Below are 11,658 nucleotides of genomic sequence, written 5' to 3' on the forward strand. Positions count from 1 at the left end.
TGGGTTACCTATCTCCAGAGCAGTTTGAAGCTCTGTACAAAAAAAGTATTAGCTAATTGCTCTTATTTAGTGTCCACTTTCTTGACTGAGGTCCAGTTTTCCCGTTATGCCTTCCTGGAAAACACCCGCAGAGTGATCTTGTTCTTAAGTTCAGTTGCAGTATGAAACTCGTCGATAGTCACCCAATCTTAACAGCGTATTTAGTCTAAGTAGTTCGGGATTGTACGGAGGATCGTCCGTTCCGCGAAAATTTCCGGGTGTATGTCCGAACCCAGGGAATAACCCAGTAATCCCCGCCGAAGCGGCCCGCGTTCATCCCTGCTGCCAAGAGGAAAAATTGGACGATGATCATGTTTGGATTATGGCTGATCGCCCCCGCAAACAAAAAATTGAAGTTCATGAAGATGCCCATGAATGCCGCGAATGTGGTAAGAGTACCTGTAATCAAGCCAAGACCGACGAGGAATTCGCCCCATGGGATCAGGAAATTAAAAGCATCCACATTCGTCAAGGTGAAACCTTGAAGGAAGTCCCCGTACCATTGTTGTACGACAGGCTTTTCTCCACCTGCTTTGCCAATAGCCCCCTTTATAAATCCGGATGCATCGAACGGCTTGTCGCCGGATAATTTCCCCCATCCGGCCGAGATGAATTTCCATCCCACATACAGCCGCAGCACCGTCAAGAGTCCTGCCGCCGTCGTACTATTTCGCAACCAATTCATCATAAAAATTCCTCCAAAATAAGTATTTGACCATCATAAGTCGACCTGATATGCACGGTTTACAGCTTAATAAATCACCCCCCCATGTTTCCTGAGGAAACAATTTTAAGCCAAGAGACAAATTGTTGCACAACGGAAACTTTTAATGAATTTAATATACGCTGAACAAAGGTTTTTGTAAACTAAATTTTGCAAACGCCAATTTTCAAATGATTTGTACGTTTTCGTTAAGGTTATTTATTATTTCTCATTATTCGAAATGTTTTTCTTTAAAAACATACAGTTTATCCTTAAAAAACCGCATTGTATTCAAACTATAGGTGCTGTATTTTTTAATAGAGAATGTAAACGTTTTCAATAAGAGAGGATGACTAACCATTTACTCGAATGATTTACGAGGCAAGAAACAAGGAGGGCGATACATACTCATTTGATAGATTTATTAGCTTCATATTCGGAAATCGCATATGGTTCAATCCAATTGAGGAACGAGGAGATCAACATGATAACAAAACATTTCAAAAGTGTCCTGGCTGTTTGCCTGAGCGTCGCCCTGATGCTGCCGGCAGCTTTACCGCTGCAACCAAAGACCGTACATGCTGAACCGATTGCAGCTGCTAATCCATATACCGATAAATTGGTATTTGGTAATTCGGAGTCAGAACAACAACACCAGTTCAAAGGTGAATTTACCAGCGCTATCGTCGGCGCATTGGGTGAGCCTGCACGGGTATCCCTGCCGCGTATACCAGAAGATATTCAAGGCGGAGAATTAACTTTTACGATGAAAGTCGATCCTGCCGCTCAAAACTACTTCACCATGAAGTTTTGGGGAAGCGATGAATCATTCTACAAAAGTATGGTATTCATCAATGGCGAGCAAGTCGGCTATCGCCGCGTTGGAGATTACCAACCGATCAACATGGGTATTAGCAAAGGTTTGCCGGAGCGGTTTTACTATAATACAACCATGCTTCCGTTAGTAAGCACACATGGACAAAATACCGTACAAATTACCGTCAGAACGTACAGCGGAAATTTTGGCGATAAAGTGAACGCGCCATCCAGAGGGTATTACAACGCCTATACGCACACGGGGGCTCACTTGGATGTATCGGGTGAAACCCAGGGTGATATTGCAGAAGATCCGGTTTCAATGCTTAGAGAGGATCTGACGGATGAGGCAAAGCAAGCCCTCATTAACGGCTACACGCAAAATCTGGTAAAGACGTTCAATGATTATTCCAACCGGGTTGATGCCAGCGCAGCCGGCAAATTATCCATTGTGCGTTATCAGGATGAATTGAAGTTTTATGCGAACGCGCTTCATTACGATTGGTCGCCGGCTCAAACGGCCGAAGCAAAGAAAGCGGCGCTTGGACGGATTTTTAAAGTGATTGACAATCATGTCAAGGATTATTACGGAAATATCAGATTGGTGACACGGGGCGGACATCAAGGCGATTGGGGCGGATATTACGGCGCATTAGGCGAGGCGTTGTATATTGTCGAACAGCTCATCAAGGATGACGCCATCTTTGGCGAGGCGGCATTCAACGCATTCCTCGATCAGCCGTTTGCGACGGGAACGGTCGATGGACTGTACTCGCTAGCGGGAGTAGACTGGAATGGCGGAGCTTTATCTCGCCGTGAAGCGTGGGAGCGCGTGCTGAAAGCGAATTTCGATTTTGCCCGTACGCGGCTGTCCTACATCTATAATCAAGTGGTGTACACGTATGAAGGCGCATGGGAAGCGCACGAAGGTCTGCGCCTGATCGGTTCTCCGTTCTTTGAAGGCAGAGAGCGCAGCCATCAGATTCTTCTTGAAGCGTTAGGGGGGCAGCCGTTCCTCGGGGAAGAAGTGCTGGTCGGCCCGAACGGCGAGGAATTGGATTTGTACCATTCCTTGTTCTATCATGACCAGACGGCTAGATTTACGGAAGATTTTTTGCAAATTGTAGCTAAGGGACTCGCGAAGAGCAAGCTGGATGCGGACGGGAACGTCGTCAGGCGGGTGCCGTACGGCGAGCATTACTACGGCCTGACGGAAGCGGGGCTGACAAGGGAAAACGGATATGTCGCCAATTACGGGGAGGCGGCCAACTACCTTTTGAAGAACTTCTACAAAACGTTAAACCACCCTGGCGATGAGGAATTGAACGATAAAATTCTGAAGCTTGCATTGAAAAACATGCATGCCCGCGGGTTTGTCCGGTACACGTCTTTGGATGACGACGGAAAACGAATTATGAGAGCGGAACAAGTCACGGATGAGCGGAACACGGCTCTGCCAGGTTTCTACGCGTATGGCGCGAGAACTTCAACCGGATTGTCGCTGCAGTACGCTTCCCTGGAAATGGAGATGGTCCATAACGAGCAAAGGTACAGCGGTCCGGAATGGGACGAGTACTGGCGGTATGCGAAGGAAGCGGTCGGTTTCGCGCAGCAGCAGCTTGCGGATCACCAGCTGTTCAATTTCACTTTCGGAACTAGAGGCACGAATAGCGGAGAGGATTACCATCTGGCAAACACTTATAAATACGTCACCGGCGACCGGGCAGGTTTCAATCGCTTCGGCGGCCAGGTGACGGCAGGAGCCGTCCTTCCGCAGACAGATTTTAATTATTATACCGAAGAAGAAATCGCGGCGCTTAATGTGAACCCGGCCGACTACGAACAGTTTGCCTGGGCGGACGTTGACAATATGTTCCTCTCGATCCGGGATGGCGATCTTCGTATGTTCGCTAACCTGAACGAGCTTAATAAAGGTTACAGCGGCAACGGCAGACTTCATGTGATTAACGACAACTATGACAATATCGTACAAATTGCAACCGACAGCAAATTTCAGTATCAGGACTATTTTATGCGTATGGAAAATATCGATATGATATTCTTTGAAGATCAAGTAACGAATGGTGCTGACGCCCCTCAAGCTCTTGCGGGAGAAATTTTACCGATTACTTATCAGCCTGGTGTCGGCCAGACGGAACGGGATAATTTTGAGGCGGACACGCCTTATGCCGGTTATCCTGATCTGTTATCGGCAAGGTACGGAAAGTATTTCATGATTTTCAATACAACCCGCGACGAATATGGAAATAAAAAGTCCTTTGATGTGAAAATGCCGACAGATTATAAGGGGAACAGTACCGTATTGGACCTTGTATCGGGAAAACAAATTCCGGTTAGCAAAACTGGAAAGGTAACGGTTCCGCCGAAATCTGCGATGGTGTTGAAATTAACGTCCGATGTCCATATAGACCCGTTGCCGTTTACCGTTAATTTCGTAAAAGCATTCGCGGGCAACGGATATGCGGGAATTACCTGGACTACAACCGCCGGAGCGAAGTCTTATACTATTAAGCGTTCTGAAACGGAAAATGGTACGTACCAAGTCATTGCAACAGGAGTAACAGGCAATTACTATAAAGATTCGACGGTTCAAAATGGAAAAGTATACTACTATAAAGTTTCTGCAGTAAATGATCTAGGTGCTGGAGATGAATCCTATCGCGCAAAGGTCAATTTGACTGCACCGGTATCCTTAAACGATCCGGGCGCGTTATGGCGTGATGACCGCATCGGCACAAAAGCAGGCAGCGCAACAAATACAGGCACAACTATTGCAATCGAGGGTGCCGACGGCACAGGCCTGGGTGAAGGCGACGACTTGAACATGTACGATAGAGATATCAACGATTCTCTGCATTTCGTAAATCAGGTCGCAGCCGGCAGCAGCTCCATCCGTGCGAAATTGGACAGCCACAGCGGGAACGCAAGCGGAATTATGATGCGTGATTTGCTGCAGTCCAATACCCGCTACATTTATTTTGGAGCCGATCAAAACGGCAATCTTGTATTGCAGAACCGTACAAGGGATTCCCGCCACGCATTCTCGGAAGAGAAGAAAAGTCCGATGAATGCGAAACTCATTGGATTGCACGCGGATGATTATCCATATCTGAAATTGGTGCGTGACTACGATTCGCATTATATTCATGCTTATGTGTCCAGGGACGGAGCGGATTGGATCATGGTGAAGAAAATGTTCACCCCATTCCCTTACGCCATCTTTACGGGCGTCGCGGCTGCGGAGCAAGCGCAGTTCAGCGAGGTGACTGTCGAAGAAACGGCTCGCGGCAAGCTTTATCCTTATATTCAAAGAGTGAATAACGGCAGCGGTATTTCTCTTTCCTGGAACAAACCGAAGCATGCGGTAAGCTTCAATTTGTACCGTACCTATGACAAGGATGCCGGCTTAACAAACCCGGTATTTAAGGAAGGCACTGCGGAGCTGGCGGAAGGCTCGCCTTGGACCGCGCTCGTTACGAATGCGACGGCATTGTCATTTGTTGACCCCGAGCCGGGTTTTGAAGATTCGCCGGGCTATAAGGTAGTTGCCAGGTTTGCGGACGGAACGTTGGGAGAATTCTCCGATACGGTCTATCCTCCTGCTGTAACGGCGCCGCCTTCCGTAGCCGGCATTACGGTAACCAACTATCTTGAAGGACAAGCAGATACGGTAAAAGTGACCGGTCTGGCGGCAGGCGATGTTGTAAAGGTATATAGAACGGCTACGGACCTTGCTGTGATTGGCAAAACCGTTGCCGAAAGCACCTACGCAACCGTCAGCATCCCCCAAATCGGTGCGAATTCCGGTGTCCTGTATGTATCTGCAACCACACCGGGCAAAATGGAAAGTGCCAGAACGGCCAAGTCATATCCAGGGGAAGACGGACTAATTAACTTGAAGGCGGAAAAGGATGCAACGCTGCGGTTTAACACCACTGCACCTGGCGGAGATCCACAGTTAGTTATTCTTTCCAATGGACCGGACGAAGGGGCTAAACGATTTGGTATCGTTACATTCAACAACGTACCGGATTTCGAGGATGGGAATATTGAATCCGTATCATTAAGAATGTATCGGAATAATGGAAGAACGGCGACCCTGCGTGCGCAGCATTTGGAGTGGGATAACTGGAAGGAGACCAGCGGTACGCTTGGAGCGGAATTGAAAAGCGAGTACTTTAATGGAAGCTGGGAAGCGGCCACAGCCTTTTTGGCAGGACCGTCCGCTTCAGCCGTAGTTAAACCCGAGAGTGCGTATACGATGCATGCTATTAACGGGAGCTGGACTCTTGACGTGACCGAAATTGTGAAAGCAAACGAAGGGAACAGAGCAACCTTCCTATTATCCGTTCCTAGCGGCGAAGTGAACCCGGTTACGAAAGAATATATTTCCGGTAACAGCAGCCCTGGTCAATACGGACCTGAATTAATTGTGAAATATAAATCGGATAACATCACTGTACCGCCTTCGGAAACCAGTATCAAAGTAACCAATCATTCGGAAGGAACTGCGGACACGGTTAAAGTTTCTGGATATGAGGCAGGAACGGTTGTAAAGGTCTACCGTACGTCTTCGGATTCCGTAGCGCTTGGCTCAACCGTAATCGAAAGCACGTACGGAACCGTAAGCATTCCGCAAATTGGCGCAAGTCCAGGCACCCTGTATGTTTCGGCAACTGCCCCGTTCAAGCTGGAAAGCGAAAAAACGGCAAAGACTTACGTCGGCGAATCTTTAAGCTACACGAAAGGAAGCTACTACACGTACCAGAAAGAAGTGGAGCGGATTGAATCGGAATTGAACAAACCGGATGCCGATAAAGTGAAGCTTGCGGCTGAGCTTGAACAGGCCAAAGGTTTGCTGGTTCTGGTTCCTCTATCACTCTATTCGTTTGATGGCCATGCGGACAATACATTCGGGTCAACTCACGCAACCGTGAGCGGGACGCCTGCTTATGTAGAAGGAAAGTTCGGTCAGGCGATTGATCTGAACGGAACCGGCTCCGTTACGCTGCCTTCGGCGCATGCTCTATCCACATCCGATGCCGTCACAGTGGCAACCTGGGTGAACTGGAAGGGTGGAAATGCGTGGCAGCGAATCTTCGACTTTGGCAACAATACGAACCAATACATGTTCCTTACGCCGAGTTCCGGCGGCAGCAATACGCTGCGTTTCGCGATTAAGAATGGCGGCACCGAACAATTGGTGCAAACCGCGAAGCTTCCCGTGGGTGAATGGGTGCATGTAGCGGTGACGCTGGGCGGAGGTACGGCGAAATTGTATGTAGGCGGAGTGTTGATGGCTACTAATAGCAGTGTCACAATCAAGCCGAGCGATTTCAAGCCGAGCGTTAATTACATCGGCAAGAGCCAATGGCCCGATCCGCTGTTTAACGGCATGATCGACGAATTCCGCACTTATAATCACGTCTTGAGTGCGGAAGAAATTCAGGCAGCGATGAACAATACGGCGAAGAAATGGATTGACAGCAGCCTGGTCAATGTCTTGCTGGCAGAAGCTGCTGCGCTCGATGCAGCGCTATATACCGAATCGAGCTGGCAAGCGCTTGAGGCAGCGGTCGCGGAAGCAAATGCACTGCCAGCGGATGCAGCTCAAGAGACTATCGACAATGCGGCTGCACAGCTTCGGAATGCGCTTGAGTCGCTGGAGAAGAAGAACGTTTAAAAGAAAAAGCCCCGGGTCCCGGGGCTTAGTCATCAATCTTAGCGAGTGTATGTCAATCATACACTCGCTATTTTTTTTATAGAGGGGATAATAGAAATTACTCGGCCCTTTTGAGATTCATCCATTGGAAGAGGCTAACTTTACCGGATGCCTCACACGGCGTGCATTCAATTAAACCGCTTCCATCACAGGTCATACACTTTCCATGTCCATAGCCCAATCCTTCACCATTGCAATCGGAGCATTTTGTCTTCCCGGTTCCTTCACACGGTTTACACTTCATCATTGTTCCTCCTTCACTGTTTTTGAAAAATGAGGAGCCCGCATATGGGTGTAACGAGATGTGAGATGAGTCAAAAATATCATATCATTATCTTTTTGGTGAAGGCAAAGCCGTTATAAATGGTTTATTTGCGATATACCCCTAAGAAGTCTGACTATTCTGAAATATTCTCCCGCATTCTCCAAATTCCTTACCATGTTAGTCCATAAACAAGGAGTTTTGGCGCTGAAGTCCAATATATACTAGGAAATGGACGATTAAGAGAGGCTGCTAGGATTGATGAATGTCGAAAAAGAAAAACCGATGTAGGTCTGCCGGCCGGTTATGAGGGCATATCCGCTGATTTTGATGGATATTCGTTTGATATTAAAGATTCACTGGATCTCTTGGTTTCCGCAGTTCTCCCACTCCAGGTCGTTGTTGTTTTAATAGCTGATGTTTTCGAGTATACATCCCGAGAAATTACGGACATAGGGAGGCCGAAGGTTCTTCTATAAATGTTCTTATCCTTGCGGCCTGCCTTTAGATTGAATTATGCTCAAAAAAACACGGTCCGAATGGGTGAGTGTATGGTTAAGGAGCTAAGTATTATTTTAGTAACCGGGATCATGGCAAGTGGAAAATCGACAGTAGCACAATTACTTTCCGAGAAATTCGATAAATCAGTTCATCTTAGAGGAGTTGCGGGTACGACTGATTGCACGTCGATCCAGTGTAAAGAAAATAAACGGGAGGATTGAAAATGATGGAGACAGAATTAACAAGCAAGCTGAAAATTAAATATCCGATTATTCAAGCACCGATGGCAGGTGGCCCCACGACTCCAGACTTAGTGGCTTCAGTTTCAAACGCTGGGGGGCTAGGAAACCTGGGGGCAGGTTACTTAACTCCAGAACAAATCCGCAACGCAATTCGGGATATCAGACAACGAACAGATCGACCGTTTGGTGTGAACTTATTCGTACCCGAGCAACTGAGTACATCGGAAGAAACAATCGCCGGTATGAACGATTATCTTAATAAATATCGTTCGGAGCTAAGCATTGCTCCAAACCCATCGATCCCGAAGTTTACAGAGTCGTTCGAGGAGCAGGTGCAAGTATTAATTGAAGAAAATGTACCGGTATTTAGTTTCACCTTCGGTATACCGCCGCTGGACGTAATACAGGCCATGAAACAGCTTGGGACCGTTGTTATTGGCACGGCAACGACGGTCGAGGAAGCCAAACAGTTGCAAGCCGCCGGAGTAGACGCGATTGTGGCTCAGGGAAGCGAAGCAGGTGGACACCGTGGAACGTTCTTAAAAAGCACTACCGACGCACTGATCGGTACTATGGCTCTCGTTCCTCAAATTGTGGATTATGTTTCGGTCCCAGTTGTCGCGTCGGGTGGCATCATGGATGGACGTGGGCTTATTGCGAGCCTTGCATTAGGGGCTTCTGCAGTACAGATGGGCACCGCTTTCTTGGCAAGCCCTGAGAGCGGTGCCCATGAAGCGCATAAACGAAAAATCATATCGTCAAACGAAGACTCCACCGAAATGACGTATGCATATTCGGGTAAAGCCGCACGTGGCATTCTCACAGATTTTATGAACGACATGCGATTTTATCCGGGAACCATTCCCGCCTACCCGATTCAGAACGTAATGACGAGAGACATTCGCCAGGCGGCCGCCAAAGCGAATAACCCAGAGTATATGTCACTCTGGGCGGGCCAGGGGCTTAGGTTAGCCAAAGATCACGCTGCTGCTGAAATCGTGAAACAGACCATAGATCAGGCTTTCGTTCTTGTCAAAAGCTTTAGTAGTCTTGGTGTTGTAGAGGAATGAGTACAGTGTTTAAACAAAACGGGTAGTACGACAAGTTTGCAGCTTTTCTCAGAGCGGTGAATCTGAAATTATTCTTTCGTGCGGAATTCGTTCAACCCTTAATCCAGAGATCGTTTTTACGGAAGTAATTCTCTAGATAAGCTACCTCTTCTTTATACACAGAGAGTAATCTTCGCAAAATTTTGAATTCGTCTTCTGGTTCCTTTTTGTTTTTACGAAGTTGTAGTCTCCATTTTTTTTCTACAGGGATGATCATCACAATCGAATGACCACCTACAGCAGTCGCAATTAATTGCTCATCGTAAACCAAATCTATCAGTTGAGAAGGGTGGAAAATGCTTGAGAAAGCAAAATATGACCCTTCTTCTTGTAGCCTTAAGGCCTCTTCCAGCAATTCGTTCGTCTGTTTGCGGTTAAAGGTAGGTGGAGTGGTTAGCTGTTGTGCCCATAATAATATCAACCCTTTTTCTTCATAGGTGAACATAAAAGCGAAAGCATACAGGGTATAGATTCGGTTATTGTACATGGTGAACAGTTGTTCGACTTCTTGCTTAACGATTGACCTTAAGTGAGTAAAATCTATATGCGCCACATTCCCTACCTTAAGAATGGGAGCCGTATAGGAATCGGGATGAAAATGAAACAACACATAGCTTGGGTCTTTTTGGTTTTGGATTATAAACGGGTAATACTCTGCAAGTTGGCTCATGTTATCCAGATTTAGTTTCATTGTTCCGTGCGTTTCTTGACGAACAGATGTCATTAATGAAGTTAGCATAGGAGCCCTCCTTGCTGTAGATTGTTTATTTTGGGGTTTGAAAAAACAGAAGCACCTCAGTTTGGGAATACTCAACCGGTCAAAATTCCGTCATCCAGGAGGGTGCCGTACTATGAAGTTTAAAGTGAAATTCAAACAAAATCAACTGAGTTTCTTGTTATATGTAATTTTATCTAACATCAATCGTTAAAATTTGGAAAAATTTTTCTGCAATCATTTTTTTAAGTCATGTTTAATGACATTAGGTCCTCCTATACATCATACTGTCGGGGTGCATGTTTTGGATATTTTGAAAAAGGTTATTATGAAAAAATACATTCAAAGTGATTAATTGTGCGGTAAACCCTCTACAGCCATTGCTGATATTGTTCCTGTATCGTGTCTCTTACAACCTGTCTTTTTTGCAAAATGGCTACCGGGACCATCGTATTGTATTTCTTTATTTTTATATTGATTTCGGCTATTTCCCAGTCCAATTTATTGTCGCTGTTATCAGGGAGAGAGGTTAGCAGCTTGCGGATTTGCTCTCTTATTTCTCGCTGCAGCTGTAACCAATCGGGCAGCACGTTAGCATTTTTGAGTATGCTGTTGAAGACATCGCCAGAATCGAGATTCAATGGCTTTCCTTTGCCAGGAAGATGATCGAATGCGCCCTTTTTCTGTTGCTCCTTGTACATTTCATCGAGCCAATGGCTTTGCGATACATTAGTATTCCAATATTGCATTTGATGAACCGTAGAATCACCGGTGTCCGATACCAGCGGAGAGTCAGTCTCAGCTAAAACATCAGAAGGTTGAGGCTGAGTCTTATCCACTTTAATTATTGGAGTATCGTGGTCGTCATTGTTCGCAGAAAAATGAGTGTTCTTCTTTTTGAACCAAAGAAACATTCTTTTCCCCTCCGCATCCCGTGATGAGATTATCATACTTGAAAATCCGGAAGCTGTCGCAAAGTTGTATGACTATTCTGTGAATTCATAGCGCCCGAGATTAAGAACAAATGGGGTGAGGAGGTGTAGCCGCTTGCGGGTCGGTCAAGGCGATCCCTCCCTTATCGGGAGGCCTTAAATGAGACAGTGTTTTGGCTTCCGACGTTATGTTATTGCTTGTAAACGGATCCAGCAATATCAAATGATTAATATTATCAGCTATTTCAAACGTATCTGTGATCTGCAGAGAAGGATGTAGCTATTGGATGTTTATGGTGGTTCTACTCGGGAGGCGCGAACGTTCAGTGGCCGGATAAGAATGGAACCAATCAGCAATGGATCATATCGCAACTGTAAGGGTGAATAATTTGGCAGAAAGAACATCCGTAGCGTTTTGTACGCTTTACGGTTGTTCTTTTTGCTTTTTCTTTTGCTCGAATTAGGAGTATTAGATCTCAATGAAGAAATAGTTTATTAAATATTAAATCAATTAACAAAAACATTATTCAGGTAATAACATAATCAAAATATTCCTTGCTTCGATAAATTTTCCGGTATAATATAGGTATAAATTC

At 46.1% G+C, this 11,658-nt stretch carries 5 protein-coding genes and 1 pseudogene; 3 read left to right on the plus strand and 3 right to left on the minus strand.

What is annotated here, in order from left to right; all coding sequences use genetic code 11:
* Positions 1 to 205: 205 nt before the first annotated feature.
* A complete protein-coding gene (locus DFP97_RS23965; protein ID WP_114383092.1) occupies positions 206 to 727 on the minus strand; it encodes a DoxX family protein in 522 nt (173 codons plus the stop codon).
* Between the two features lie 499 nt (positions 728 to 1,226).
* Between DFP97_RS23965 and DFP97_RS23970 the strand changes: the two genes are divergently transcribed.
* From DFP97_RS23970 to DFP97_RS23985, 3 genes and pseudogenes are all read left to right on the plus strand, one after another.
* A complete protein-coding gene (locus tag DFP97_RS23970; protein WP_147275088.1) occupies positions 1,227 to 7,262 on the plus strand; it encodes a LamG-like jellyroll fold domain-containing protein in 6,036 nt (2,011 codons plus the stop codon).
* An 852-nt stretch (positions 7,263 to 8,114) separates the two neighbouring features.
* Positions 8,115 to 8,225: pseudogene (locus DFP97_RS31740) on the plus strand (phosphotransferase); the annotation flags it as partial.
* 62 nt (positions 8,226 to 8,287) lie between these two features.
* On the plus strand, positions 8,288 to 9,376 hold the full coding sequence (locus DFP97_RS23985) for an NAD(P)H-dependent flavin oxidoreductase (protein ID WP_114383098.1): 1,089 nt from the start codon (positions 8,288 to 8,290) through the stop codon (positions 9,374 to 9,376).
* A 91-nt stretch (positions 9,377 to 9,467) separates the two neighbouring features.
* On the opposite strand, the gene DFP97_RS23990 is transcribed toward DFP97_RS23985, so the two are convergent.
* Positions 9,468 to 10,154, minus strand: a complete 687-nt coding sequence (locus DFP97_RS23990; protein ID WP_114383100.1) for a hypothetical protein — start codon at positions 10,152 to 10,154, stop codon at positions 9,468 to 9,470.
* Between the two features lie 347 nt (positions 10,155 to 10,501).
* Positions 10,502 to 11,044, minus strand: a complete 543-nt coding sequence (locus DFP97_RS23995; protein WP_181873655.1) for a DnaJ family domain-containing protein — start codon at positions 11,042 to 11,044, stop codon at positions 10,502 to 10,504.
* Between the last annotated feature and the right edge of the window lie 614 nt (positions 11,045 to 11,658).

Origin of the sequence: Paenibacillus prosopidis (assembly GCF_003337375.1) — a bacterium.
Classification (GTDB): domain Bacteria; phylum Bacillota; class Bacilli; order Paenibacillales; family Paenibacillaceae; genus Pristimantibacillus; species Pristimantibacillus prosopidis.

Excerpts from the sequence above, each read along its gene's own strand:
- DFP97_RS23995 (WP_181873655.1), bottom strand. The coding sequence starts at position 11,044 with ATGTTTCTTTGGTTCAAAAAGAAGAACACTCATTTTTCTGCGAACAAT.
- DFP97_RS23985 (WP_114383098.1), top strand. The coding sequence starts at position 8,288 with ATGATGGAGACAGAATTAACAAGCAAGCTGAAAATTAAATATCCGATT.
- DFP97_RS23970 (WP_147275088.1), top strand. The coding sequence starts at position 1,227 with ATGATAACAAAACATTTCAAAAGTGTCCTGGCTGTTTGCCTGAGCGTC.
- DFP97_RS23965 (WP_114383092.1), bottom strand. The coding sequence starts at position 727 with ATGATGAATTGGTTGCGAAATAGTACGACGGCGGCAGGACTCTTGACG.
- DFP97_RS23990 (WP_114383100.1), bottom strand. The coding sequence starts at position 10,154 with ATGCTAACTTCATTAATGACATCTGTTCGTCAAGAAACGCACGGAACA.